The organism is Shimia sp., assembly GCF_039969785.1.
Taxonomy (GTDB): domain Bacteria; phylum Pseudomonadota; class Alphaproteobacteria; order Rhodobacterales; family Rhodobacteraceae; genus Shimia.
Genome location: NZ_JBDVNC010000004.1, coordinates 125,678 through 151,802, shown reverse-complemented (window position 1 = coordinate 151,802; position 26,125 = coordinate 125,678). Strand labels below are relative to the sequence as shown.

At 58.6% G+C, this 26,125-nt stretch carries 28 protein-coding genes; 8 read left to right on the top strand and 20 right to left on the bottom strand.

Annotation, left to right across the window (positions count from 1 at the left end; translation table 11 throughout):
- Positions 1–104 precede the first annotated feature (104 nt).
- From ABJI08_RS01125 to ABJI08_RS01065, 13 genes are all read right to left on the bottom strand, one after another.
- Positions 105–1,325, bottom strand: a complete 1,221-nt coding sequence (locus ABJI08_RS01125) for an adenylate/guanylate cyclase domain-containing protein (protein ID WP_348399986.1) — start codon at positions 1,323–1,325, stop codon at positions 105–107.
- A gap of 219 nt (positions 1,326–1,544) precedes the next feature.
- The gene (gene ureG / locus ABJI08_RS01120) at positions 1,545–2,168 is read right to left on the bottom strand and encodes an urease accessory protein UreG (RefSeq protein ID WP_348399985.1); all 624 of its coding nucleotides are present in this window, start codon (positions 2,166–2,168) and stop codon (positions 1,545–1,547) included.
- The gene (locus tag ABJI08_RS01115) at positions 2,165–2,833 is read right to left on the bottom strand and encodes an urease accessory protein UreF (protein ID WP_348399984.1); all 669 of its coding nucleotides are present in this window, start codon (positions 2,831–2,833) and stop codon (positions 2,165–2,167) included. The genes ureG and ABJI08_RS01115 overlap by 4 nt, the downstream gene beginning before the upstream one ends.
- Positions 2,799–3,269: an urease accessory protein UreE gene (locus tag ABJI08_RS01110; RefSeq protein ID WP_348399983.1), complete on the bottom strand. Its 471-nt coding sequence runs from the start codon at positions 3,267–3,269 to the stop codon at positions 2,799–2,801. Before ABJI08_RS01110 ends, ABJI08_RS01115 begins: the two co-directional genes overlap by 35 nt.
- A gap of 37 nt (positions 3,270–3,306) precedes the next feature.
- Positions 3,307–3,531: a DUF1127 domain-containing protein gene (locus ABJI08_RS01105; RefSeq protein WP_348399982.1), complete on the bottom strand. Its 225-nt coding sequence runs from the start codon at positions 3,529–3,531 to the stop codon at positions 3,307–3,309.
- A gap of 121 nt (positions 3,532–3,652) precedes the next feature.
- Entirely contained in the window at positions 3,653–4,168 is a 516-nt protein-coding gene (locus tag ABJI08_RS01100) for a hypothetical protein (RefSeq protein WP_348399981.1), read from the bottom strand.
- Positions 4,169–4,260: 92 nt separating this feature from the next.
- Positions 4,261–5,103 (bottom strand): hypothetical protein, encoded by an 843-nt coding sequence (locus tag ABJI08_RS01095; RefSeq protein ID WP_348399980.1) that lies wholly within the window; start codon positions 5,101–5,103, stop codon positions 4,261–4,263.
- A gap of 41 nt (positions 5,104–5,144) precedes the next feature.
- Positions 5,145–6,905 (bottom strand): urease subunit alpha, encoded by a 1,761-nt coding sequence (gene ureC / locus ABJI08_RS01090; protein ID WP_348399979.1) that lies wholly within the window; start codon positions 6,903–6,905, stop codon positions 5,145–5,147.
- A 118-nt stretch (positions 6,906–7,023) separates the two neighbouring features.
- Positions 7,024–7,722, bottom strand: a complete 699-nt coding sequence (locus tag ABJI08_RS01085; RefSeq protein WP_348399978.1) for a hypothetical protein — start codon at positions 7,720–7,722, stop codon at positions 7,024–7,026.
- 23 nt (positions 7,723–7,745) lie between these two features.
- Complete coding sequence (locus tag ABJI08_RS01080; RefSeq protein WP_348399977.1) at positions 7,746–8,054, bottom strand: urease subunit beta; 309 nt, start codon at positions 8,052–8,054, stop codon at positions 7,746–7,748.
- The gene (locus ABJI08_RS01075; protein ID WP_348399976.1) at positions 8,051–8,215 is read right to left on the bottom strand and encodes a peptidase M23; all 165 of its coding nucleotides are present in this window, start codon (positions 8,213–8,215) and stop codon (positions 8,051–8,053) included. The genes ABJI08_RS01080 and ABJI08_RS01075 overlap by 4 nt, the downstream gene beginning before the upstream one ends.
- Before the next feature lie 15 nt (positions 8,216–8,230).
- Entirely contained in the window at positions 8,231–8,533 is a 303-nt protein-coding gene (locus tag ABJI08_RS01070; protein ID WP_348399975.1) for an urease subunit gamma, read from the bottom strand.
- 1 nt (position 8,534) lies between these two features.
- Positions 8,535–9,338, bottom strand: coding sequence for an urease accessory protein UreD (locus ABJI08_RS01065; RefSeq protein WP_348399974.1), 804 nt, complete (start codon positions 9,336–9,338; stop codon positions 8,535–8,537).
- A gap of 372 nt (positions 9,339–9,710) precedes the next feature.
- Here ABJI08_RS01065 and rpe point away from each other — a divergent pair, with 372 nt between their 5' ends.
- Positions 9,711–10,400 (top strand): ribulose-phosphate 3-epimerase, encoded by a 690-nt coding sequence (gene rpe, locus ABJI08_RS01060; RefSeq protein WP_348399973.1) that lies wholly within the window; start codon positions 9,711–9,713, stop codon positions 10,398–10,400.
- A gap of 55 nt (positions 10,401–10,455) precedes the next feature.
- Here rpe and ABJI08_RS01055 read toward each other — a convergent pair whose 3' ends face one another.
- Positions 10,456–10,959: an SH3 domain-containing protein gene (locus ABJI08_RS01055; protein ID WP_348399972.1), complete on the bottom strand. Its 504-nt coding sequence runs from the start codon at positions 10,957–10,959 to the stop codon at positions 10,456–10,458.
- 116 nt (positions 10,960–11,075) lie between these two features.
- Between ABJI08_RS01055 and ABJI08_RS01050 the strand changes: the two genes are divergently transcribed.
- From ABJI08_RS01050 to ABJI08_RS01035, 4 genes are read left to right on the top strand one after another with little or no spacing between them, the layout of a single operon-like run.
- Positions 11,076–12,062, top strand: a complete 987-nt coding sequence (locus ABJI08_RS01050; protein WP_348399971.1) for a D-glycerate dehydrogenase — start codon at positions 11,076–11,078, stop codon at positions 12,060–12,062.
- Between the two features lie 24 nt (positions 12,063–12,086).
- Complete coding sequence (gene thpR, locus ABJI08_RS01045; RefSeq protein ID WP_348399970.1) at positions 12,087–12,638, top strand: RNA 2',3'-cyclic phosphodiesterase; 552 nt, start codon at positions 12,087–12,089, stop codon at positions 12,636–12,638.
- A 34-nt stretch (positions 12,639–12,672) separates the two neighbouring features.
- Entirely contained in the window at positions 12,673–14,460 is a 1,788-nt protein-coding gene (ggt, locus tag ABJI08_RS01040) for a gamma-glutamyltransferase (protein WP_348399969.1), read from the top strand.
- Between the two features lie 56 nt (positions 14,461–14,516).
- Positions 14,517–15,917 (top strand): FAD-linked oxidase C-terminal domain-containing protein, encoded by a 1,401-nt coding sequence (locus tag ABJI08_RS01035; protein WP_348399968.1) that lies wholly within the window; start codon positions 14,517–14,519, stop codon positions 15,915–15,917.
- 94 nt (positions 15,918–16,011) lie between these two features.
- Here the strand turns inward: ABJI08_RS01035 and panB are convergent, their stop codons facing one another.
- Both panB and panC read right to left on the bottom strand, forming a co-directional pair.
- Complete coding sequence (gene panB / locus ABJI08_RS01030) at positions 16,012–16,821, bottom strand: 3-methyl-2-oxobutanoate hydroxymethyltransferase (protein WP_348399967.1); 810 nt, start codon at positions 16,819–16,821, stop codon at positions 16,012–16,014.
- Positions 16,818–17,663: a pantoate--beta-alanine ligase gene (panC, locus tag ABJI08_RS01025; protein ID WP_348399966.1), complete on the bottom strand. Its 846-nt coding sequence runs from the start codon at positions 17,661–17,663 to the stop codon at positions 16,818–16,820. Before panC ends, panB begins: the two co-directional genes overlap by 4 nt.
- Positions 17,664–17,848: 185 nt before the next feature.
- On the opposite strand from panC, the gene ABJI08_RS01020 reads away from it, so the two are divergent.
- From ABJI08_RS01020 to ABJI08_RS01010, 3 genes are all read left to right on the top strand, one after another.
- The gene (locus tag ABJI08_RS01020; RefSeq protein WP_348399965.1) at positions 17,849–17,992 is read left to right on the top strand and encodes a hypothetical protein; all 144 of its coding nucleotides are present in this window, start codon (positions 17,849–17,851) and stop codon (positions 17,990–17,992) included.
- Positions 17,993–18,140: 148 nt separating this feature from the next.
- Positions 18,141–20,648, top strand: coding sequence for an FAD-dependent oxidoreductase (locus ABJI08_RS01015; protein ID WP_348399964.1), 2,508 nt, complete (start codon positions 18,141–18,143; stop codon positions 20,646–20,648).
- A gap of 126 nt (positions 20,649–20,774) precedes the next feature.
- Positions 20,775–23,459: a CHAT domain-containing protein gene (locus ABJI08_RS01010; RefSeq protein ID WP_348399963.1), complete on the top strand. Its 2,685-nt coding sequence runs from the start codon at positions 20,775–20,777 to the stop codon at positions 23,457–23,459.
- Between the two features lie 21 nt (positions 23,460–23,480).
- Here ABJI08_RS01010 and ABJI08_RS01005 read toward each other — a convergent pair whose 3' ends face one another.
- The 4 genes from ABJI08_RS01005 to ABJI08_RS00990 form a co-directional block, all read right to left on the bottom strand.
- The gene (locus tag ABJI08_RS01005) at positions 23,481–23,885 is read right to left on the bottom strand and encodes a hypothetical protein (protein WP_348399962.1); all 405 of its coding nucleotides are present in this window, start codon (positions 23,883–23,885) and stop codon (positions 23,481–23,483) included.
- Positions 23,886–23,947: 62 nt separating this feature from the next.
- The gene (locus ABJI08_RS01000; protein WP_348399961.1) at positions 23,948–24,286 is read right to left on the bottom strand and encodes a carboxymuconolactone decarboxylase family protein; all 339 of its coding nucleotides are present in this window, start codon (positions 24,284–24,286) and stop codon (positions 23,948–23,950) included.
- Positions 24,287–24,367: 81 nt separating this feature from the next.
- Positions 24,368–25,039, bottom strand: a complete 672-nt coding sequence (locus tag ABJI08_RS00995) for a DUF938 domain-containing protein (RefSeq protein WP_348399960.1) — start codon at positions 25,037–25,039, stop codon at positions 24,368–24,370.
- The gene (locus ABJI08_RS00990) at positions 25,039–26,115 is read right to left on the bottom strand and encodes an FAD-binding oxidoreductase (protein WP_348399959.1); all 1,077 of its coding nucleotides are present in this window, start codon (positions 26,113–26,115) and stop codon (positions 25,039–25,041) included. The genes ABJI08_RS00995 and ABJI08_RS00990 overlap by 1 nt, the downstream gene beginning before the upstream one ends.
- Positions 26,116–26,125 lie beyond the last annotated feature (10 nt).

The window sequence follows — 26,125 nt, the reverse complement described above, 5'->3', positions numbered from 1 at the left end:
CGCAAAATTCCGGGTGATTGAAGCGGTCAGGTGTCGGGTGCGCTTTTGGGGGATTGGGTGTCTCGGCATCCCGTCGTTGTGGCGTCGGTAATGCGTCGGTTTCGTCAGGGGGCGCTGACATCATAGGCGACCAGATCAACCGGGTCGTCAAAGCCACGCAGGACATGTTGTCCCTGATCCGCCGACGAAGCGGCGCAGGCGCGCGCAAATTCGCGTGTTGCCACAAGCGGCTGGTTCAGGTCTCGGGTTAACGTTTCGCAGCGGCTGACAAGGGCAACGGCGGCGCCGGTGGCGGTAAAGTCCAGACGTTTGAGTGTGCCGACATTGCCGTAGATCACATGGCCGACATGCAGTGCCACGCCAAAGCTGAACTCGGGCAGGTCTTCGGCCTGACGTTTATGATTGATTTCGAGTGCGCGGGCAAAGGACTCGCGCGCTGAGGACAGTGCCGCGTTACACATGTTGGCACGCGGGCGTGAGCCCGTTTCGATTGGAAAAATTGCAAGGATGCCGTCGCCCACGAATTTGAGCACTTCGCCACCATGATCCAGCACAGCGCCAGCTGTGCAGTCAAAATATTGATTCAGGGTTTTGAGGTAACAACTGGTATCCAGGTCCTGAGACAGACCCGTAGAATTGCGCAGGTCGCTGTAGAGCAAAACGCAGTCGATGCTCTGAACATCGCCGCGCGCAGACTGACCTGTTAACACGCGCTGACCGGTGGTCTGGCCGAGATATGCTTCGAGCAGTTCGGACGCCAGAAAGCGTTCTGTGGCCATGCGTACACAGACAAAGAGCGGCTTGAGAAGGTCATCGATGGTTTGGAGCTCTGACGGGGAAAAGCCGCTGAAGCGTCGGGTTGAAAAAGATATCAGCCCGCCGACGGCCAGATACTGACCATGATCCGACGTGGTCCATTTGGCGCCGAATTCAACCAGATGGGCGACATAATCGGTCATGCCTTCATCAGCAAACTGACGAAACAGGACATAGTCATCATGCCCGGGGGATTTGCGCGGGTCAGCATGCAATTTGGTGACCCGGCCCTGAAGCAGATCGCCAAACGGCGATCTTCGGGATTCTTCTCGGGCGACTCGGTGGCGTGGGGTGATGTCCAGCGATACGCGGTCTGTGTCGGCGTCCCAGACCAGAGACATCAGGCCAATGATGGGATGCATCATCGGACGGCCCAGAGAAATTCTCGCGACAGGCAGGCCGCCCTGCACCAGTCGCGTGCCGAACCCGGACAGCGTGTCCTGAAGATCGAAGTCTTCCAGAGCCCGGGACAAAAGCCAGTCCCTGATGCATGTGGTCAGGTCAGACATCGTGCGTTTCCTGTTTCGGTTTCCCTTGTGAATTGAGGCCTTGGGAGCTTGTTCGGGAATACAGGGTTTGAGCGTCGTTGTCATCTTTGCCCAGGCAAACCGGCGGCGCGCCTTTGGCGCACAGGTTTTGCGCACCTGGCGGTGCTCGGGGCGAGGCGCTGCCTCGCGCACCGGAGTATTTGGGGAAGATGAATGTTTGGGTCGTGATCAGGCGGTGCCCTAGGGCAGGGTAGGCAGGCCGCCGATTTCTGCGATCAGGGGCAGGATCTGGTCGACGCCGGTGCCGTGGCGCAGGGCGGCGAAGACAAAGGGGCGACCGGCGCGCATTTTGGCGGCGTCGCGTTGCATCACATCCAGCGACGCACCGACGTGAGGGGCCAGATCGGTTTTGTTGATCACGAGGATATCGGAGCGGGTTATGGCGGGGCCACCTTTGCGCGGGATTTCTTCACCGGCAGCAACGTCGATCACGTAGATGGTGAGGTCCGCGAGTTCCGGGCTGAACGTGGCGGAGAGGTTGTCACCACCGGATTCGATCAACACCACATCCAGATCGGGAAAGTCTTTGTTCAAATCGGCGATGGCGGCAAGGTTGATGCTGGCGTCTTCGCGGATGGCGGTGTGCGGGCAGCCGCCGGTTTCGACGCCTTTGATCCGCTCGAGCGGCAACACCTGTTGGCGCATCAGTTCTTCGGCGTCCTCCTGAGTGTAGATGTCATTTGTCACAACCGCGACCGAAAGCGTGTCGCGCAGGGCGCGGCAGAGATTAGCGGTCAGGGTGGTTTTTCCGGCGCCGACAGGGCCGCCGATGCCGATACGCAATGGGCCATTGGGAGAGGTCATGAGCGAAAGAGCCTTGAATATTGGGTTTCGTGGGTCATCGATGCGATGTCGGTGGCAAAGGCCGAGGCGGCAATTGCATCTGGCGGTTGGGTGATCGCGTGGTCCGCGATTGACTGGCACAGCGGGGTGATCGCGTGCAGCGCGGACTGGCCTGCGGTTTGGCCCAGTGGCACAAGGCGGATCGCGGCGGATGTGAGGTTGGCGGCAAACGCGTGCAGGAACAGGCGGGCGGTGTCGCGAAGCGGCAGGTTTTGCAGCCGGGCGGCGCGTCCGACGGCGACAGGATAGGTCAGGGCAGTCAAATCCGTGGCAAACACGGCCGCGGTGGTTTGCGCAAATGCCGCGCCTTGTTGGTCGGTTTCCAGCAGGCGTTCGGCCGAGGGGGCGAGCGCGCGCGCGAGGTCATCAATGTCCTGCAGGGTTTCCGGGTTGGCGCTGTGCCATGCTACGGCCAGCAGGATCACATCGTTGCGTCCGGCGCCGTGTTGTAAAACATCGCTTAGCCAGTCTGAGAAGCTGTTGGCGTCGTGCACGCGCCCTGCGTGCACAGCCTGTTCGAGGCCATGACTATAGCTGAATGCGCCGACCGGGTAGGCGGGTGACAGCCATTGCGTCAGGGTGAGGATCGGATCAATCGGCATGGGAATGCGAATGATCGTGGCCATGCGTGCGGCCATGCCCGTAGGCGCCGCCTTCGGGGGTGAAGGGTTCGGTGACGTCGGTGACTGTGGCCCCCAGCAGGATCAGCATGTCGCGGATCACGTGGTCGGGCTGAATCAGCAGGCGATTGCCCAGTATTTGGCAGGGTGTGTGCCGATTTCCGACGTGCCACGCAATGCGGGTGAGGTCAGGTGCCGTGATCTGCAGGAGCGGTTCCGGCGCGGCCTGAACACCTATCTGGCGTCCGTCCGTCAGAATCAGAACACCGTCATGATCCAGAGACGTGGTGCGGGGCAGATCGACAAGGATGCGTTCGCCTTGGGTCAGCACCAGCGTTTTGCGGCGCAAAAAGCGGTCTTCGTAGGTCAGGGCGACGTGGCCGGATACGGGGCCATGTGCATGCGCGTGATAGTCGCGGGCGGTTGGCAGGGAGGCTGTCATGAGAACCCCCGCTTAGCCATAACCGCCCCGGACTGGGTCAGACGTGGAAGCTTGCGCCGAACGCTTCGCGTGCAATGTCTTCGCGCTTCAGACCGCGCACCGCCAACTGTTCGTCGGTCAATGAGGCCAGAAATTGCGCCCGACGGTATCTGCTGTCTTTTTCGCCGATTGCGATCAGCCAGTTGCCGAATGTAACAAAGGGTGCGGCCAGGGTGGAGGCCAGTGAGCGATGATGGACGGCTTGAGTAGCTGTATGTGCCATTTTGAACCTCTTTTGGAATTGGAAGAAAGTTCCTCCCTTGGTTCAAGATATGGGTCATGATTGCTGCCATGTGTAGGCCTTTTTTGGCATAGCCGTGTTGCATTTGCTGCAATGCGGCATTTCAGTTTTGCACAGACTCTATGCGTGTATAGGTGAAGCGGTCGGCGGGTTTGTTTCTTTCTTTGATCTCAACCAGGTACGCGAACCCTAATTCAGGAAGATAATGCAGTTTCTCCTCGTAACCGTCTTCGTCGTGGTAGATTGTAATGATGGGATTCATGTCATAGCTGCATCCGCCCAAAGTGATCTCGGTCAATGGCCCAAAAATGTAGCTTTCCCGCTCGCTGAGCACTTCGCCGCCACTCAGACTGAGAACCTCGGTGTCCCAGCGCGCTCCGTCCACTGGCAAGGGCGCATCGGCGGGTTTGAGGGGAAAGGCGTGGGTGGAACGGCTGCCGGAGACCGGGCTACCGTTTTCGAAGTCGAACTGCTCGACAAGGTAGATGCCCTTCATCAGCAGGTATTCGGAGCCGGACGCAGCAGTGTCGTTGTAGACGCCTTTGACAAAGTAGGTGGATTGAGTGCGGTAGGTTTCCGTGCCTCCGTCAAGATCGGTCAGGCGGATACCGGTTTCCATATCGGCCACGGTGGGGCAATCTGCGAGGGCTGGGCCAGAAATTAGTGTAGACAAAATGCCGAACCCTGCAGTTATCAACACAAATGATTTGTTCATGTAGCGTTACCCATGCGCGAGCTTAGAATTCCAGAATGTGGATGCTTGAAAATTTCGTGGATTAAACCCTGGACTAGTTTTTGGTGAGTCAAATTCGGCACATCTGTGCCGCAGTACCTCTCTAAATAGGATTGAAGAGCAAGTGCAAAATCTTGCCAGCTAATACTGACAATCTGCAGGTTTGATAGCACGTAATGTATGGGCGTTTTTTTCTCTTCGAGTCGACCCTTGATGCTGTTCTTTGCTCCATTTAAGAGTACTTCGAAACCGGGGCATACAAATTGGCCGCCACATTTTTCTAGATGTTCCGTAAGTAGTTTTTCGGGCCGTGGTGAAATGTATAGTAGGCTGTATTTTTTGCTCTGCTGCGAAAACGCATACTCTGTTGCAAAGGCCAGAATATACTTTGCGATTTGATCCAAGGAGGTGCTTGCGTTAAACTTTATTTCAACCCCGAGCACCCAGTCTTCGGCAACGAAAAAACCATCAGGCTGGCTGAAATCCCTTAAACTTGGATCACCGATTTGCTTTCCAAAATCTGCACCAAGAGAATAGAGAGGGCTTGAAGCCTCCTTCCCACAAGTCGACGAGAAAACTTGTCGAGCTCCGCGTTCATCAAGTATACCAAATGTAAAGTCAAAAATGTGATTGAAGAGTTCTTCTTGTCTGTTTGCAAACTCAGGGAAAGTTTTTGCCGTTGTTACCCGTCGGTAAAGTGGCCCTTTGAAATTGACCATGTCATCCGGTACGGAAACACGCCCTTGTTCTTTTTGCCAGAAGCGTTGCGGAATAGACTTCATACCCAAATAGTCAGGCGTCCAATAAATTTGTTCCAGCATATCCCAGTATTTGTGTGTCCAACTCATGTGGCTTCTAATCCTTAGAACATGAAGTAGCGCTGCGCCATGGGCAGCACGTCTGCGGGTTGGCAGGTCAGTAACTCGCCGTCTGCGCGCACTTCGTAGGTCTCGGGGTTCACCTCGATTTCGGGTGTAGCGGTGTTCAGGCGCAGGTCGGATTTTCCGATGTTGCGGGTGTTGTGAACCGGGACCGTGGTCTTGGCCAGCCCAAGTGTATCTGCAATGCCTTCGTCCTGCGCGGCTTGTGAGACAAACGTGACGGCAGAGTGTTCGACCGAGCGGCCATAGGCGCCAAACATCGGGCGGCTGTAGACCGGCTGTGGTGTCGGGATCGAGGCGTTGGGGTCGCCCATTTGGGCACAGGCGATGGTGCCGCCCAGCAAAACCATCTCCGGTTTCACGCCAAAGAATGCGGGCGACCACAGGACCAGATCGGCGCGTTTGCCTTCTTCGATCGAGCCGATGTCGCGGCTGAGCCCGTGTGCGATGGCCGGGTTGATGGTGTATTTGGCGATATAGCGGCGCACGCGTTGATTGTCGTTGTCGCCGGTTTCCTCGGGCAGGGCGCCGCGTTGTTTCTTCATCTTGTCAGCGGTTTGCCATGTGCGGATCAACACTTCGCCCACGCGCCCCATGGCCTGACTGTCGGATGCGATGATCGAAAAGGCGCCCATGTCATGCAGGATGTCTTCGGCGGCGATGGTTTCGCGGCGGATACGGCTTTCGGCAAAGGCGACGTCTTCGGGGATCGATTTATCAAGGTGGTGGCACACCATCAGCATGTCGAGATGTTCGTCGACGGTGTTCACCGTAAAGGGGCGGGTCGGGTTGGTGGACGAGGGCAGAACATGTTCTTCGCCGCAGATTTTGATGATGTCCGGCGCGTGACCGCCGCCTGCGCCTTCGGTGTGAAAGGCATGAATGGTGCGGCCTTTCATGGCGGCGACGGTGTTTTCGACAAAGCCGGATTCGTTCAGCGTGTCGGTGTGGATCATAACCTGTACGTCCATGTCGTCAGCCACACCAAGGCAACAATCGATGGCGGCGGGCGTGGTGCCCCAGTCTTCGTGCAGTTTCAGCGCACAGGCGCCACCCTTGACCTGTTCCTCCAGCGCGGCGGGCAGCGAGGCGTTGCCCTTGCCTGCAAAGGCGAGGTTCATCGGAAACGCATCCGCCGCCTGCATCATGCGCCCGAGATGCCACGGGCCGGGGGTACAGGTGGTGGCCAGCGTGCCATGTGCCGGGCCGGTGCCCCCGCCCAGCATCGTGGTCAGGCCGGAATGCAGCGCGTCGTCGATCTGCTGGGGGCAAATAAAGTGGATATGGCTGTCAAATCCGCCAGCGGTCAGGATGCGGCCTTCGCCTGCAATCGCTTCGGTGCCGGGGCCAACAATGATGTCGACACCGGGTTGCGTGTCGGGGTTGCCCGCCTTGCCGATCTTGTGAATGCGCCCGTTTTTGAGACCGACATCCGCCTTGTAGATACCCGTCCAGTCGACGATCAGAGCATTGGTGATCACGGTGTCCACCGCGCCACCCGCCCGCGTGACCTGAGACTGTCCCATACCGTCGCGGATCACCTTGCCGCCGCCAAATTTGACCTCTTCGCCATATACGGCTGCATTTTGACCGGAACCGCCGCTCTGAGCAGCGCCAACGGCTTCGGCAGTCAGATCACGTTCGACTTCGATGATCAGATCGGTATCGGCCAGCCGCAGCTTGTCGCCAGTGGTGGGGCCGAACATGGCGGCATAGTCAGAGCGAGAAATTGTTGCAGGCATTTGGCGTGGTTCCGTTTGACGTTCGGGTGTGTTTTGCAGCGAAGCTCAGATCAAGGCACAGTTGGACCATTGGAAGGGCTGAGGGTCTTGGGCCCGCTCATGCCTGATCTGTGCGCTGTTATTTAGTTGTTTTGCCGCCCTGAAGTGTCGGGGGTTTGGAAGGTGCGCGCGGGCGACGTGAGGCTGGTTTGGGGGCCGTTGCCTTGGTTGCTGGCTTGGTGGCAGACTGTTGCGGCGCAACTGTTTTGCTGACCGGTTTCGGTTCGCCCGTTTTGGGCGCCACTTTGGCGGCGGGCGCTGGCATGACAGGAACTGGCGTCGCCTTTGGTGCGGGCGTCGCGGCCACTTTTGCCACAACAGGGGCCGGTTTTGGTGTGCTTACCGCCGGGGTCGTTTTGGCTGGAGCGGCTTTGGCCGGGATAGATTTGGCAGGTGCGGCTTTGACAGGTGCAACTTTGGCTGGCGCCGGTTTTGCGACAATAGTTTTCGCAACTGCTGGAGCAACTTTGGTGGTTTTCGGCTTGGGCGCTGGTTTGGGTGCTTTTTCAGGAGCGGCGTCCACGAGCTTTGTCACCGTTGCTTTCGTCTTTGCAGCCGGTTTGGCTTTGGCTCTGACGGGGGGCTTGACGACGGGTTTTGCGGCAGGCTTGGCGACAAATTCACGCGCCGGAGTCGCGGCGGGGCGCAGCAGCGGGTTGGATTCAATCATCGCCTGACCAAACGCGTAGGTGAAACGCATCTGTTTTTCCAGCAGAGTTGAAAACAGAGTGAAACCGGCGATTGGCGCGGCAAGCGGGGTGGTGGTTAGGTAGGTCATATCAGATCTCTTTTTGTGATCAGTCACGAAAGCGGGCCCATGACTATTTGATTAAATCCATAAACAGTTCGCGCGCCTGAAAGAGGAATCAGCGCCACTTCGCGGCGTTGACCCGGTTCAAAACGAACAGCGGTGCCAGCGGCGATATCAAGCCGTTGGCCCGTGGCTGCGGCGCGGTCAAATTCAAGCGCCGGGTTGGTTTCGGCAAAATGATAGTGGCTGCCGACCTGAACAGGCCGGTCGCCGGTATTGGCCACCATTAAAACAGTGACGGTGGCGCCGGAGTTGAGTTCCAGATCGCCAGAGGCCGGGATCAGTTCGCCAGGAATCATCGGCGGGCCCAGAGCAGGCGGGCCAGACCGGCCACGACAACCGTGCCCGCAATCAGTGGCAGCCACGAGGGGTCAGACGCATGGGGGTGCATGTGCAGGCCCTCATGCGCGAAAAGTGGAGTGGAAATCAGGGCGGCGGCGGATGTGAGGAAATATTTCATAAGGGTTCCTGTATCTTAGCGGATCGGATCGTGCACTGTGACAAGTTTGGTCCCGTCGGGAAATGTGGCTTCGACCTGCACTTCGTGGATCATTTCGGCGATGCCATCCATGCAGTGTTCGCGTCCGATCACCTGAGCACCGGCCTGCATCATGTCCGCGACGGAACGGCCATCGCGCGCGCCTTCGACCACGGCGTCAGTGATCAGGGCGATGGCTTCGGGGTGGTTCAGCAGGACACCACGGGCCAGACGCTTGCGCGCCACCTCGGCGGCCATGGCGACCAGCAGTTTGTCCTTTTCTCGGGGGGTAAGTTGCATGTCAGAGCATCCATGTTCGGGGAAGGTCACCACCACGCAAAATGCGCAGGGCAGGTATCAGAATTTGGCGCAACGCGTGGCCGTCCTCGGCCAGCAGGCGGGCAAACAGCAGGCCATCGCGGATCAGGCTGACGCCGCAGGATTGGGGAAGGCAGGCGCGCATGGATGGCAGATGGCGCTCTGCATCGGGGGCGGCCAGCAAAATGGCGGCCATGGCGCGCGCGCCACCCGCGATAAAGGGGCGATCAAGGTGGGACTGAACATCACCGTCCAGCGCAATGCGGTCGGCAAACGTGACCTGGCCGTCGCGGCGCAGGGTGATGCGGTCGCGCACGTTGGCGTTTCGGATGGTTTCGCCCATCGCGGTACGGCCGAAGATCATCGGTTCAACCATCAAAAGCCGCGCTGACGATGGTATGTCGATGTCCAGTGATCTGTCGATGGACGCGCCATCAAACAGGATGGTTTCCTGAGGCAGCCAGTTGAGCTGTGCGCCGTCTTGCAAAGTCAGATGTGTGCGAATGCGGCCCGGCTGGGCGTCAATGCTGCGATAGGCGCGTTCGGCAGCTTGCGTTGTCAGGGTAAGATGCGTGTCGGTGCCAGCCACAGCGCGTGTTTCAAAACTGTCACCTCCGGTCACGCCACCCGAGGTGTTCAGTAACACACCCTCAAGAACCGGGTCCGTGCGTCGTGGGAACAGCATCCGACAGGACCCGGACAGGCGGAAGTCATCCAGAACCGTCTGCGTGCCGCGCAGTTTGGTCTGAATCAGCGCCGTCCCGATTGCGCGGGGCTGTGCCGTCACCGGTGTGGCCGGAAGGGATATTTCGGCAAGCGCGGATATGGCGACTCTCCTGTGGTTCGCTTGGACCATGGCAGGGCGATGTGACAGTTCGAAGATAAGCTGCCGGAAAATTAGGCTTTTTCGGGCAAAAGCGACCAGTAAGCGGGCAGTGTTGGCTGGTGCGATCAAAATTTAAGCAGAGTGAAAACGAGCGCACAGGCTGGTCAGCGGCAATTCTGTTTGCACTTTTCCCTTTGCCCCCGCATTTTCCGCACAAACGTCGAATCGCCCTGAGTGTGGGATGGTTCGGGCCTTGTCTTATGCCCGTTTTCAACCCTGAAGATGGCGCTGTCTGCCAGAGATCTGGCGGTGTTCAACTGAAAGGGAACGCGCATGTCCTTTGATCGCAATATCAAGATTGCCCCATCGATCCTGTCCGCAGATTTTGCCAATTTCGGGCAGGAAATTCGAGCCATCGAAGAACAGGGTGCCGATTGGGTGCATGTCGACGTGATGGACGGGCATTTTGTGCCGAACCTGACCTTTGGCCCGCCCGCGGTTAAGGCGTTTCGCCCACATGTGAAGACGTTCATGGATGTGCATTTGATGATTGCGCCGGTGGACCCGTATATCGAGGCCTACGCCGAAGCAGGTGCAGATATGATCACCGCCCATGTTGAGGCTGGTCCGCATATTCACCGCACGTTGCAGGCGATCAAGGCGCAAGGGGTCAAGGCGGGGGTGTCGCTGAACCCCGGAACACCGCTGGAGAGCATCGAACATGTTCTGGATCTGGCTGATATGGTTCTGATCATGACCGTGAACCCCGGGTTCGGTGGACAAAAGTTTATCCATTCGGGTGTCGAAAAAACCCGCAAGCTGCGCCAGATGATCGGGGATCGTGAGATTCACATCCAGATCGATGGCGGCGTGACCACCGAAACGGCGCCTTTGGTGGCCGAAGCCGGGGCAGATGTGCTGGTGGCCGGGTCTGCTGTGTTCAAAGGTGGCAGTGTCGACAAAGCGGATGTCTATGGCGACAATATTCGCGCCATTCGGGCGGCGGCTGCTGCGGCTCAGTAAGCGGCGAACATGACTTTGGGGCTGTGATCAGACGGCGCGCATCCTGCGTGCGCCGTCAGTCGCGCAGTTCTTCGGCTTTGACACCCCAAAGATCAGACTTGCGCGCCCAGCCTTTGTAACCGGCGGCATTCACGCGGCACCAATCGGGGCGACATTCTTGCAATCGGGCGACAACGCCCAGTTCAAGCTGCGCAATCATCGGTGTTTCTGGTTCCGGACGCATGTTCAGCGGCATCATATCCCGTTCAATGATCACGGTGCGCGCGCCCGACAGAAGCGAATAATGTATCCAGCCGCCCGCACCTTCGATGTCGCGCACGCGACGCCAGTGGCCATATTCTGCGGTGATTTCCAGCGGCATGTTTTTGCGTTTGAACACCCAGTCGATCCGATGGGTCAGCGACGGGCCGCGCCGCACATTGGCCTTGTTGGCCTTGAGCGATACATAGCGCGGCATTGGCAGGTTCGTGACCGGGCCACGTGCCTGTTCCGCTGCTGCGGCTCCACAAAGCGCCACAATCACTGCGGCGGCTATGCTGAAAAGCGTCTTTGTCCCCATTGCGCGTATCTTGCCTGATTTTATGCTCTGAATGTCTCGCGGGTTCTTGTGCCCCGTCTGTGTGTCAGGCAGTGTGGCACCAACGCGCTGATTTGAAAAGTATTGGGAGGCCCTGCATGCCAAAGCAACGTCTGAGTGTTGTCGTTACGCGACGCTTACCGGAAGATGTCGAAACCCGACTGTCCGAACTTTTTGACGTTAAGCTGAGGGATGATGACGCGCCGATGTCGCGCGAAGAGCTGGTTGAGGCAGTTCGGGACGCGGATGTTCTGGTGCCGACGTTATCAGATCGGATCGACAGCACGCTGATTGCACAGGCAGGCGAGCGCATGAAGTTGATCGCCAATTACGGTGCGGGTGTGGATCATATTGACGTCTCTACCGCCCGTCAGCGGGGTATTCTGGTGTCCAACACGCCGGGTGTGTCGGCGGATGACACGGCGGATATGGCCACAGCGCTGATCCTGAGCGTGACACGCCGTATTCCCGAAGGTCTGAACCGCATGCAAAGCGGTACCTGGGATGGCTGGGCGCCCACGGCATTGCTGGGCGGTCGGGTCAGCGGAAAACGGCTGGGCATTTTGGGCATGGGCCGGATCGGTACTGCCGTTGCACGCCGCGCGCAGGCGTTTGGCATGCAGATACATTATCACAACCGCCGCCGGTTGCGCCCCGAGATCGAAGAACAATACGAGGCGACATATTGGGAAAGCCTTGATCAGATGCTGGCGCGCATGGATGTGGTGTCGGTCAACTGCCCGCACACGCCGTCGACATTCCATCTGCTAAATGCGCGTCGCCTGAAATTGCTTAAAACAGGTGCTGTGATTGTGAACACGTCACGCGGCGAAGTGATCGACGAAAACGCGATGGTGCGGATGTTGAAGGCGGGCGAGATCGCCGGGGCCGGGTTGGATGTGTTTGAGCACGGCAACGAAGTGAACCCCGATCTGCGCGAGATGCCCAATGTTGTGTTGCTGCCTCATATCAGCTCGGCCACGGTCGAAGGCCGGATCGAGATGGGCGAGAAGGTGATCATCAACATCAAAACCTTTGACGATGGCCACCGCCCGCCGGATCTTGTGGTTCCGGCGATGCTGTGATCGCGGGGGCGGATGCGGGCCTTTGTGGCCATTGATCTAAGTCCGGACCTGAGCGCGCAAATCGCGCAATTGCAGGCGCGCGTGCCGGTTGGGCGGCGTGTGTCGGTGGACAATCTGCATCTGACCCTGGCGTTTCTGGGCGATCAGAGCGAACGTGATCTGGAAAGTTTGCACGAAGCTCTTGTGGGCCTGTCTGTTCCACCCTTTTCTTTTGATCTGAAAGGGTTAGAGATTATGGGCGGGCGCGCGCCTCGGGTGTTGTGTCTGCGGGCAGAGCCATCAGGCGGTTTGGCAAAACTGCATGATGGCGTGCGACGTGCTGCTCGGTTGGCCGGGTTGACGTTAGAGCGCCGACGTTTTCGTCCCCATGTCACACCGGCCCGGTTTGGCCGGGTTTTGCAGGACACGGAACAAGCCCGGCTGAGCCGGTTTGTTGCTGATGCCGGGCTGGACCCGGCCTGTCGGGTTGATGTGCAGAGTTTCAGCTTGTTTGAGTCTGTTCTCACGCCAGAGCGGGCGGTGCATCACGTTTTGGCGGATTATCCATTGTCGGGTTTGGCGAATGTGGATGGCTGACCTAAGGTTCACGAATTCGCGCAGAGGGAATCGCATGAGACATTTGAAGACGGCACCGTTTTTGACACTGACATTAACCTTAGGGCTTGGCGTGGCAGGGACCGTTTGGGCGCAAGAGGCTGCGGATGCAGTTGCACCCGAGGCGGCGTCTGTTCTGGGGGAAATTGTGCCCGAGGCGCTGAAATCTGCGCAACAGGCTAAGGATTCAGGCGTTCCGTTTAAGGCTGAGAACTGGATGGTTGCCGCCGCCAATCCACTGGCGGTTGAGGTTGGCGCCGATGTGCTACGCAACGGCGGCACGGCGGCAGATGCGATGGTCGCGGTTCAGGCTGTGCTGGGGCTGGTTGAGCCGCAAAGCTCTGGGTTGGGCGGGGGGGCTTTCCTTGTCTGGTACGACGCACAAAGCGGCGCAGTCACCACGCTGGATGGGCGCGAAACCGCGCCTTTGGCGGCGTCGCCGAGATTGTTTCAGGACGCAGAGGGCCAACCGCTGAAATTTTTTGACGCTGTGGTTGGCGGTCTGTCAGTGGGGGTGCCGGGCACGCCAAAACTGATGCAAGAGGCGCATCGTCGTTGGGGGCGGTCTGAATGGCCGGATTTGCTGGCGCCTGCCATTGGCTTGGCTGAGGCCGGGTTCACAGTGTCGCCACGCATGGCAGACTCGGTTGCGCGTGACGCGGAACGTTTGGCCACACATCCCACAACCGCCGCCTATTTCCTGCCCGGAGGGGTGCCTGTTGCAGCAGGGGATACATTGCAAAACGCTGCTTATGCACACTCATTGAGCCAGATCGCGCAGCACGGAACCGCGCCGTTTTACACAGGCGACATTGCCGCAGATATCGTTGCCGCCGTGCGGGGTGCCGCGCTGCCAGGTGTGCTGAGAGATGTGGATTTGGCGCTGTACCAGGTTAAGGAACGCCCCGCGACCTGTCTGGAATACAAAGGCCATGATGTGTGCGGCATGGGGCCACCGTCGTCAGGCGGGCTGACAGTTGGACAGATCTTAGGGCTGGTGGAACCGTTTGATCTGGCCGCGATGGGGGCAGATGATCCGCAGGCATGGCGGCTGATCGGGGATGCGTCGCGGTTGGCGTTTGCAGACCGGGGCCGGTATATGGCGGACAGCGATTTTGTGCCGGTGCCGGTGCAGGGATTGTTGGCAGATGATTATCTGAATGCACGTTCAGAGTTGCTGAAACGGGACGACGCGCTGAGCGACGTTGCACCGGGCACACCCGAGTTCGACCACGCGTTGATCTGGGCGGATGATGACGCGATCGAGCTGCCATCAACGTCACATATCTCGATTGTGGATCAGTATGGCAACGCATTGAGTATGACGACCACCATCGAAAACGGCTTTGGCAGCCGGGTCATGGTGGGGGGCTTTTTGCTGAACAACGAATTGACCGATTTTTCATTCCGCTCGCATCGCGACGGCGTGCCTGTGGCCAATCGGGTTGAACCGGGCAAACGCCCGCGGTCATCCATGGCACCAACCATTGTTCTGAAAGACGGCCAGCCGGTTCTGGTTGTAGGCTCGCCCGGGGGCAGTCGGATCATTGGCTATGTGGCCAAGACGATCATCGCGCATCTGGACTGGGGCATGGATGTGCAACAGGCCGTGTCGATGCCGCATCGGGTGAACCGGTTTGGCGCATATGATGTCGAAACCGACGAACTGGTTGCACCGCTTGAGGCGCTGGGGTTTGAGGTCAAGCAACGCGGCCTGAACTCTGGCCTGCATGCGATTTCGGTTGGCGACCATCTGAGTGGCGGGGCTGATCCGCGCCGTGAAGGTGTGGCTTTTGGCGAATGACGCAGGCTAACTTGGCGCAATAACAAATATTCGACGACAGGATTGAGGGAGCAATAATGTCCAACCCAGTGGATTTGCCGCGCAACGAAGAGGGTATCGTTGCGGCGATTGGCATTCTGAAACAACGGTTTGGGGAAAAACTCCAAACCGGGCAGGCGGTTCGCGAACAGCACGCCCACACGACCACATGGATCCGCAATCAAGCGCCGGACGCAGTGGTATTTGCGCAAACGACGCAAGAGGTTTCAGAGATCGTCAAAGTGTGCGCGACCCATAAGGTGCCGGTGATTGCCTTTGGTGCGGGCACGTCGCTGGAGGGTCATGTCAATGCGCCTGCGGGGGGCGTGTGCATTGATATGTCGGATATGAACGCGGTGTTGGCGGTGCATTCTGAGGATCTGGATTGTGTTGTGCAGCCGGGTATCACACGTAGCCAGTTGAACACCTATCTGCGCGATCAGGGGCTGTTCTTTCCGATCGATCCGGGGGCTGATGCGTCTTTGGGGGGCATGACATCCACCCGGGCCAGCGGCACCAACGCGGTGCGCTATGGCACAATGAAGGACAATGTCCTGTCGCTGGAGGTGGTTCTGCCGTCGGGCGAAGTGATCCGAACAGCGAGCCGCGCCAAAAAATCCAGCGCGGGGTATGATCTGACGCGGTTGATGATCGGATCTGAGGGCACATTGGGCATCATCACCGAGATCACGTTGAAATTGCAGGGAATTCCCGAGGCCATGTCTTCGGCGCGGTGTTCGTTTAAGACCGTGGACGCGGCCTGTCAGGCGGTCATGGCGACGATTCAATATGGCATTCCGGTTGCCCGGATCGAATTGCTGGATGAACTGAGCGTCGGAGCGGCCAACACCTATTCCAAGCTGGACCTGCCCGAAACGCCCCTGTTGCTGCTGGAGTTTCACGGGTCCGATGCCGGAGTTGCGGAGCAGGCCGAGATGTTTGGTGACATCGCGGACGAGTTTGGCGGCACGGGGTTCGAATGGACCACCAGGGCAGAGGATCGCAACAAGCTGTGGCAGGCGCGCCATGACATGTATTGGGCGTCCCTGGGGCTGCGTCCCGGGGCTAAGGGTATTTCGACCGATGTGTGCGTGCCGATTTCGCGATTGGCGGAATGCGTGAATGCGGCCCAGAGCAAGGCGGCGGAGCTGAAATTGCTGGCGCCTATTGTGGGGCATGTCGGGGATGGAAATTTTCACGCCTTGCCATTGATCGATATGGATGACGCCGAAGAGGTTGCGCGGGCCAGCGAGTTTGTGTCGTGGTTGAATGAATTGGCAATCTCGATGGAGGGCACCTGCACCGGTGAACATGGGATCGGACAAGGCAAAAAGGCCTATCTGCGGCGCGAGCTGGGGGGGACGGTGGATGTAATGGCGTCGATCAAAACAACCATCGACCCGGATAACATCATGAACCCGGGTAAGATATTGGAATGATTATTGGTGGGCACGATCTGTGATCGAGACCACAGTTCGTGCCTATTCTCCCTCGTGCGCGCAAATCAGATTGTGTTTCGGCCCCTAACGTGTGTCAGCGATAGACTTCGTCCTCGCCGGGGAAGCTGCGGTCTTTGACTTCGTCGGTGTATTGGCTGACGGCGCGTTCGATGGCGGGGCCAAGATCGCCGTAAACGCGGACGAATTTCGGTGTCCATTCGTTCAGGCCGAGCATGTCTTCGAGCACGAGGATCTGACCGTCGCATTCGGCGCTGGCACCAATGCCGATTGTGGGGATTGCCACCTGTTTGGTGATGCGCACAGCCAGAGGTTCCACCATGCCTTCGAGCACAATGGCAAAGGCACCCGCATCTGTCACCGCTTTGGCGTCGGCTTCGTGTACGGGCCAGTCGTCTTCGTCGCGGCCTTGGGTTTTGAACCCGCCCATGACGTTGCTGGACTGGGGTGTCAGGCCAATATGGGCCATCACCGGGATGCCGCGTTCGGTCAGAAAGCGGATGGTGTCTGCCATGCGCGCGCCGCCTTCCAGCTTGACCGCGCCGCAGCCGGTTTCCTTCATGATTTTGGCCGCATTGCGAAACGCGATGGAGGGGCTTTCTTCGTAGGTGCCAAACGGCATGTCCACCACGACCAGCGCCTTTTTAGTGCCGCGCACCACCGCCTTGCCATGCATGATCATCAGATCAAGCGGCACGCCGACGGTGCTTTCCATGCCATGCATGACCATACCGAGGCTGTCGCCCACCAGAATGAAGTCGGCGTATTTGTCGACAATGGCCGCTGTGTGCGCGTGATACGAGGTCAGCGACACAATCGGTTCGCCGCCTTTGCGCGCGGCGATCTGGGGCACGGTGGTCCGGCGGATGGGGGTTTGTTTGCTCATGGTGTGACGACCCTTTGATCAATCAAAAGAATGTCTCCGAAAGCAACGGAGAGCATGATGGCAGCCGGGCCGGTCAGCGGCCCGTCAATTTCAGTGAGGCTTTCAGCAGCGGCGATGTCCAGCCCTTTGAGCGCGGCGCGTGGCTCTGACGCGATAACGCTGACGATGGCTTCGCGCAGGGCCCTTTGAGTGGGGTGTTGCGTCATGATCGTCTCGGCCTTGTTCAGCGCGCGTGACAATACCAGCGCCGCCGCACGATCCGGCGCACTGAGGCGGACGTTGCGCGATGACATGGCCAGCCCGTCAGGTTCGCGCACCGTGGTACCGCCGATGATTTTGACCGGCATGTGCAGGTCGGCCACCATGCGCTTGATCACCTGCAATTGCTGATAGTCCTTTTCGCCAAAGAAAGCGGTGTCTGGCTGGACGATGTTGAACAGGCGGCAGACCACGGTTGTGACGCCGCGAAAATGCCCTGGACGGACCTGACCATGCATTATGTTGGCAAGGCGCGTCGTCTCGACAATGGTCTCGTCGCCCGGCGGGTACATGGTGTCGACATCGGGCATAAACACCAGATCAACGCCCGCGGCCCTGAGCATTTCCAGATCGCGGGTTTCGTCGCGTGGATAGGCATCAAGGTCAGCGGAGTCACCAAACTGGGTTGGGTTTACGAAAATGGACACGACGGTCCGGTCGGCGCGGGATTTGGCCAGTGCAACCAGCGACATGTGCCCGGCATGCAGAAACCCCATTGTGGGCACCATGCCGACGGTCTCTCCCGCTTTGCGAAATTCGCCAATGGCCGCCCGACACTCTGCGACGGTTCTGCAAATCTTCATTTTTCGCGCATTTCCCCAGTTTCTGTGCGCATTTTCTTAGCAGTTTACGCCGCGCTGCGGCAAGAAATTTACGGATGGGCCCCGGATTTGCGACATCATGCCCGCAAATGGTCGCAAATCCTGCCAAATTCCGTCCGGTCTGTGCGTCAGGGTCGTCTGCGGGGAGACAGGTACGGGAGATTGATATGGGGCGTGTAGCACCGTTCATTTTTGTGGCATTGGCAGTGGTTGCAGGCGCGACCTATCAGGCGCGCACGGTTCAGCAGACTGCGACAACGCCTTTGATCCCGTCAGATCCGGTTGTGACAACGGAATTGCCCACGCCCTGACCCGCAAATTCGATCAATAATTCGATGCATTGTGCGCTTTCTGGCGTATCTGGTCGGTTTTGTCCGAAATTCGGTCGGATGGACCCGCCGGGATTGGTCAGGATTTGTCAGATTGCCCACAAGATAATTTAGTGGGAGTCGCCCGGACATGAAAACTCAAGTCAAAGCGTTGGTTGTTGGTGGCGGTGCCGTCGGAACGTCAATTGCGTATCATCTGGCCAAAGCCGGTTGGGATGATGTGATGCTGATCGAGCGGGACGAGCTGACGTCCGGGTCGACATGGCATGCGGCCGGATTATTGCCGCTGTTCAATATGTCCTATGCGACCACCCATATCCACAAATATTCCGTGGATTTCTACAAGACACTGGAAGAAGAAACCGGGCTGAATGCCGGGTTTGCTGTGGTGGGCAATTTGCGCATGGCGCAGACGGATGAACGCATGGACGAATACATGCTTTATGCCTCGACTGCGGAAACCTGCGATGTGGCTTATGAATGGCTGACCCCTGACCAGATCAAAGAACGCTGGCCGCTGATCCGCACCGATGATCTGAAGGGGGCGATTTATCACACCGAAGACGGTTACATTAACCCGGCTGACGTGACCATGGCGATGGCCAAGGGCGCGCGCCAGCGTGGCGTTGAGATTGTGCGCAAAATGCAGGCCGACGCGTTTCACTGGACCGGTACGCATTGGGAAGTGACCTGTACTAAAATGGTGGAAAAAGGCGGCAACCTTATTCCCGGCGACGAACAGATCGTCATCACGGCTGAACACGTTGTGACCGCTTCTGGCAACCACGCACAGCGTACCGCCGACATGCTGGGCATCAAAATGCCTGCGGTTCCGGTTGAGCATACATTTATCGTGATGGATCAGGACCCTGAGCTGGTCAAATACCGCGCTGCCGGCAACCCTGAGCATCCCGTTGTGCGCGACGCCGACGCACAATCATACGCACGCGAAGAACGCGGTGGCTGGATTCTCGGCATCTACGAAAATGGGGCTCCTGCGCGGTTTGAACATGGTGTGCCCGACAGCTTTCGCGCCGATCTGTTCCCGCTCGACCTGGATCGCATTGCCGAACAATACATGGCGATGACAGAACGCGTGCCGTCCTGCGAGGACTCGGGTCTGAAAGACGATTTCAACGGCCCGATCTGTTACACACCGGATGGCAACCCGCTGGTTGGTCCGGCACCGGGGCTGCGCAATATGTGGTTGGCCGAAGGGTTCTCCTTTGGCATCACCGCTGCGGGGGGCACCGGGTATTATCTGGCGCAGATGATGGTCGACGGCGAGGCCGAGATCGACATGGCGTCTCTGGACCCGAAACGCTATTCGCAAAGCTGGATGACAACCGAGTTCGCCGCGCGCAAGAACGAAGAATGTTATGATCACGTCTATGTGCTGCATCACCCGGACGAAGAGCGCCCGGCCTGCCGCCCGTTGCGCACGGCACCTGCATATGATCGGCAAAAGGCGCTGGGCGCGCAGTTTGGCTGGGTGAATGGGTGGGAACGCCCGAACTATTATGGGCCCGTTGGTGCGGCTGAAAGCTTTGATCTCGATGCGCGGTCGTTCCGGCGTGGTGGCTGGTGGCAATATGCTGTGGACGAGGCCAAGGCGATCCGAAATGGCGTTGGGCTGGTGGATGCCACAGCGTTCACCAAACATGTGGTCAAAGGCCCCGGCGCGACACAGTTTCTGGACTGGTTCACCTGCAACAAGCTGCCCAAAGTGGGGCGGATCAACCTGACCTATGCGCTGACAGCGGCCGGCACAACGCGCACCGAATATACCATCGTGCGCAATGGTGAGAACAATTATTACCTCGTTTCAGCAGGCGCTTGGACCGAATATGACGCCGATTTCCTGCGCAAGGCCGCCGAAGACAAGATGGACGAATTTGGCTACATCGAAATTCAAGATGTGACCACGCAATGGGGTGTTTTCGCCATTGCCGGACCGAAATCGCGCGACGTGCTGAAAGAGGTGATCAACGACGCCGATCCCGAAACAGCGCTGAGCAACAAGCGGTTCCCATGGCTGAGTGCGCGCAAGATTGAACTGGGCATGTGCCCGGTCAATGCGATCCGTGTGGCGTATACCGGAGAGCTGGGCTGGGAGCTGCACCACCCGATTGAAATGCAGAACTATCTCTGGGATTTGCTGGTCGGTGCGGGCGAGAAACACGACATGAAGCTGGTTGGTGCGCGGGCACAGAACTGGCTGCGGCAGGAGAAATCCTATCGCGCGTTTGGCACCGAACTGGGCCGCGATGCGACCCCGGCAGAGGCGGATTTGCCCCGGTTTATTGACCTGTCCAAAGAGTTTCACGGCAAAGACGAAATGCAGGTGCTGGGTGTGCGGGTGAAATGCTGCACATTGCTGATCGACGGACCTGATGACGCTGATCCGTGGGGCCGCGAGGTGCTTTACACGCCCGAGGGCGACCGCGTTGGCCGTCTGACATCAGGCGGGTATTCGGTGGCGTTCGAAAAATCCATTGGCATGGGCTATGTCCGCCCGGAACTGGCGGTGGAAGGCACCAGGTTGAAAGTGAAGTTACAGGACAAGCTGTGGGATGCGGTTGTGACCTGTGACAGCCCGTATGACCCCAAAAACGAGACCATCCGCGCCAACGGGTAACTCGACGAAAAACTGAATTAGACGGGGTCGCAGTTATGCGGCCCCTTTTTTTGCGCAAATTGTAACTTGTCAGGTGGGGATGGGTTTCGCACCATGGCGCAATGCTTTTTTGATTGAGTGATTGTGATGCGTTTTATTTCCCTTCTGCTGTGTCTCGTTTTTTCGTCATCCGTCTGGGCGCAAGACGCCACCGATCCGTTTGAGGCAATAGAGGCGGCCAAAGTGCATTTCGAAGAGGTGTACCGGGCTGGCGATTATGACGCCGCGCGTGACATTGCGGATGCGGCGATCGCGCTGGCCGAGGAAAGCTGGGGTGAAAACGCGGTTGTCGCGCTTGAGATGCGATTGAAATTCGCGCAGGCCGTGGCGCGCAAGCATGGCAATACCGAAGCCCGGATATATTTCCGGGATGTCTATACGCGTTGGCAGGAAAACTACCCCGAAGCCCATCCGGGTCGTATGCTGGCACAGATCGAATATGCGCGGGTATTGTCGACCCTGGATGAGGCCGAAGAGGCGTTGCCGCTGGCCTTAAAGGCGGTGCGGTACGCCGAGCAGGTCTTTGGTGCGGACGAAGAGGTGACGTATATCTGGAAGGCCACGCTGGCGGGGATTTATTATAAACTTGGCTATCTGAACGAGGCTGTCGCGACTTATGAAACGCTGTTGGCATTTTTTGGCGACAGACCGGGAGGATTGAACCCGCGCCGGGCGGCGATTTATGCTTATGATCTGGCCCAGCTTTTGGACGAAGCGGGATATGCGCAAGACGCCGCGCCATATTGGCAGGAAACGGCAGAGCGTATGAAGGTTGCCTTTGGCGAAATGCATCCGACGGCTGTGGATGCTGGATTGAACCGGTTGATCAACCTGTACCGGGTTGGCGAATATGATCTGATGCGCGCCAGTCTGACCGATCTGGAGCCGCGTGTTGAAAAGGTGTACGGCACGCAAAGCCCACACATGTTTTTACTGCGGGAACGCCGGGCGCTTTTGCAGGCGACTACAACAGAAAAAGGCAGCCCTGCGTTTTTGGATGCAGCGGCAGAGATGCGTGCGGTGGCCACGTATTACAGCAAAACATTGGGTGAAACATCTGAACGGGCGGGCAAAGCGTGGCTGGACTTGTCCCCAATCCTGACAGATGCGGGGGACGCGGCCGGCGCACTGGAGGCTGCATTGAACGCAGAAGATGCCGGATCTGGCAGCCGCAATACGTTGTATTATGCGCTGAGGAGGGCGGTCGAAACGGGTGTTCTAAGCGAAGATGCTGCCGCAGAGCATGCGTTTCGCATTGCCCAGCTGACCCACAACGGCAAGTTCAAGGCGGCAGCCCGCAGTCAGGGGTTGCGGCTGGAATTCGGGCGCGGGGCCGTGGCCGATGCTTATCGAGAACTGACAGACCGGGTTGGGGAGGAACAGACCATGCAACAGGTGCTGGCGGGATTGGTCAATTTACCACTGAACGAACGCGATCCGGCGCAAGAGCGCGCTTTGCAGGCGGACCTTGCGACAAATGCTGCCGAAATCTTACGACTGACGTCTTTCCTGAAGGATAACGAGCCAGCGGGTGCTGCGATGCTGGGCGATGCGGAATTATCGCTGAGCGAGGCGCAGCGGTTGTTGCTGCCGCATGAGGCGTTGGTGTTGTTTGACATTGATGACGATGATGACGGCAACCACCACGTTATTGCCGTTACGCGGGACCGTGTTGTCTGGCGACTGACCGGTACGACGCGCCACAATATGGGGCTGGCCGCAGCGGATACGCGGGAAAGCATCGATTTGAAATTCGGGCTGCGGGCTGCGGAATCGCTGGATGAGGAGGACGACGGCGAACAGGATGACAGTTTCAACTTTTATGCGGCCAGCTTCCTTTATGACATGACCTTTGGAACCGTCGAAGATGTCATCGGTGACAAAACCCATTGGTTTGTGGATTTACGTGGGCCGCTTTCAGGACTGCCGCCGCAACTGTTGCTGAAGCGGCCGTTAAGTGACGAAACAACATGGGATACGGTTGAATGGGTGGTGCGCGATCACGCGATCACGGTGATCCCGTCTGCATTTGCGCTGAAGGTGACAGAGTTGGCGCAGGCCACACAGCCGGACCGCAAAAGTCTTTTGGCCTTTGCGGACCCGGATTTTGGTGCCCGGCCCGAAGACACGATACAGGTCGCTTCATTAAGTGCCGGTCAGGGCGCGCTGCGTGGCGCGTTGGCACCGCTGCCGGAAACCCGGGATGAGGTCCGCGCCGTGGCTGAGGCGTTGGGGCCGGACAGTGGCGTGTTGTTTGAAGGGCGCGCGGCAACCGAAGCCACGGTCAAGTCACAACGCCTGCAAGACTACGAGATCCTGTACTTTGCCACGCATGGGTTGATTGCGGGGGATTTGGTGCGTGATGGCGAATTGGCCGAACCGGCCCTGGCATTGACAGCCGGGGACGGGGAGGATGGATTGCTGACGCAATCCGAAGTGGCGGGATTGAAACTGGACGCTGACCTTGTGGTGTTGTCGGCTTGTAACACCGCTGTGGGCGGCGAACCGGGGGCCGAAGCCCTGTCCGGGTTGGCGCAGGCGTTTTCATACGCGGGCGCGCGGGCGCTGATGGTGTCGCATTGGCCGGTGGAAAGCCAGTCGGCGGTGGCTTTGATGACAGAGATGTTTTCCCGCAGGGCCGCAACGCCGGGATTGCCGATGGCAGAGGCGCAGCGCGCGGCCATTCTGAGTCTTTTGGACAACCCAAGACGCCCGGAATGGCAGCACCCGGCCTATTGGGCACCGTTTGTGTTGGTTGGCGACCCGGATTGAGCCGCCAATCTGTGGTTGGTTTTAGTAGTCGCCCGGTGCCAGAATACCGTCGCCGTTTTTGTCATTGGCGCTGAACCAGCGGCGCAGACCCGCCTCAAACTCGTCGCGGGTGACTTTGCCATCAAGGTTGGTGTCAAAGTTATTGCGCCCAAACCCGTGCACTGCGCGCAGCGCCAGAGGTGCGCCGGTTCTTTCGGCTGTTGCCGCGCGGGCTTTGTCAAACTCGGTATATTCGGCGTTGTTCAAGGCACCGTCGCCGTCTTTGTCAAAGGTCTCAAAGATGTGCTTGCGCAATTCAATAAGCTCTTCCCACGTGACGCCCCCGTTTGCGTCCAGATCCCAGTCATCGAGAAAATCGGGCCCTGCGGCGCCTGCCTGTGTGCCGGCGACCGCAAGGGCCGCGAGCGGCATCAAAAAACGTTTCATGAGACGGTAAATCCTAGCTTTTTTGCGTGTTCAGACGACCTTACGGTGTCTGGTCAGGGATGTCAGCCCGCGGAAAGCTCCTGAAAGCATTCCTGTGCTTTGGCGGCATACATCATCGACGGGCCGCCGCCCATCTGGATGGTCATGCCCAGCACATCGCCAACCTCTTCCTGTGTGGCCCCGGCTTTGACCAGCGCCTCGCAATGCAGAACGATACAAGCCTCGCAGCGCATGGCGACGGCGATCCCAAGCGCAATGAATTCTTTTGTTTTGAAGTCCAGCGTGCCGCCTTCTTTGACCGCTTTGCCCAGCCCGCCAAAGGCGCGGGTGGTGTCGGGGATGGCTTTGTTCAGTCCGCGCAGTTGGTTGCGGGTGTCGTTCAGTTTGTCATTCCAGCTCATGTGAGGCTCCGGTTTATAGGTGTTTCCGGCAGTCAGATCATGAAATTTGAATATGAGCTTTGATCCTGATCAGTTCACCAATTAATTTGGCGCAGAACCGGGTTTGCGCCAGCAAAGGGCCAGATTGTTGGCGGGCATATCAACGATGTCGGATACCTCAAGCAATGCGTCGGTGCCCCAAACGATCACATCAGACCTGCACTTATAGCCAATGGTTGCGTCCTGTGCCTGCAGGCTCGCGTGAAAGGCGGCGTCGCTGTCGCTGATCAGCTTGTTGTCGCGCATGAACGGGCCATAGATGATCAGCATTCCACCCGGCGCCAGCGCTTGGGCCGCTTCGTGCACAAGTGTTTCGGCTTCGGTGTGGCTGATCAAATGCAGCAGGTTCGCCAGAAAGATCAGGTCTTGGCCGTGATGCTGCCTTCCCCAGCTCGAAGTGGTCGCGTCCAGCGCCACCACCGGTGCAACGTTGGTGAGTTCGGCCTGAGCCACATAGGCGGTTATGCTTGGGTGGCGTGCTTTGTCGAATTCGGATGGCTGCCAGCGGAGGTTGGGGCAGGCGCGGGCCAGTTCGACGATATGTTGGCCGGTGCCGCTGGCCAGTTCCAGTGCAGTTCCGGTTGCCGGGGCTTTCTGTTTCATCAACGCGACAATGGCTTTTGTATTGCGCGCGGCAGAGGGCGAAAACAGCTTGTCGTCTGAGGTTGGTGTTGCCACCGAGGCCATTTTTGGCGGGATGCGCAGATTGGACATCAGGCAAACCTTTCCGGGGACAGTGCGCTCAGCGTTTGGGCGTCCAGTTCTGACGGGCGTCCGGCGATCAGGTCGGCAACAAGCTGAGAGGCTGCCGGTGCGCTTTGAAAGCCATAGCCGCCCTGACCCGCGACCCAGAAAAACGCCGGGTCGTCGGTTGCCGGGCCGATGACCAGATTGCGATCCGGGGAAAAGGTGCGCAGTCCGGCCCAGCTGGCCTCAAGCCGGGTTACTTCTGTGGTGACGTATTCCTGATAACGGGCAAGACCTTCGGCCAGAACCATGTCATCGGCCCAGGCGTCAAACGGTTGCATTGGATGTTCTTCGGCAGGAGAGACCAGAAGGCTGCCTGCATCGGGTTTGGCGTACCAGTTTTCGTGAATGTCGATGATCATCGGCCAGCCCGTCACATCGTGTCCGCCTGGGGCGGGAATACGCGCCATGGAACGCCGCATGGGCGTGAAGCCAAGCGGTGCAATACCTGCCAAAGCCGCGATCTGATCCACCCATGCCCCGGCGGCGTTTACAAGGGTGCGCGCGGTGAAGCTTTGGCCATTGGCCGCCACCTGCCACCCGGCGGCGGTGCGGGTGATGTTGGTCACGTCCTGACCTGTCAGGACCTTGCCGCCATTGTCGCGGGTGATGCGGGCGAAGGTCTGAATTTGCAGGTCTGTATCGATGTCATAAGCGGCCTCGTGATAAGCCGCGAGCCCGACGGTTTCGGGGTTGAGGATGGGCACAAGGTCAATCGCGCGCTCCATCGGCACAGGTGAGACGTGAAATTCGTCACACGCTCTGGCGAAAGCTTCGGGTTCGTCCGCACGGGCGACAAACATCAATCCCCGCGGGCTGAGAAAACCGCCATAGGCGTTGGCGTGAAAATCTGCGCTGGCTTTGCTCAGCGCGACCGTGCTGGGCAGTCCATAATTGGATTCAAACAAGGCGGCAGAACGCCCCGAGGCATGATACCCCAATGCGGTTTCACGCTCCAACAACTGGACATGCCCCAGTTCAGACAGGCGGGCCGCAGCGGACGTGCCAGCGATGCCGCCGCCAATTACCAGAAAATCAATCATGTCGTCATCC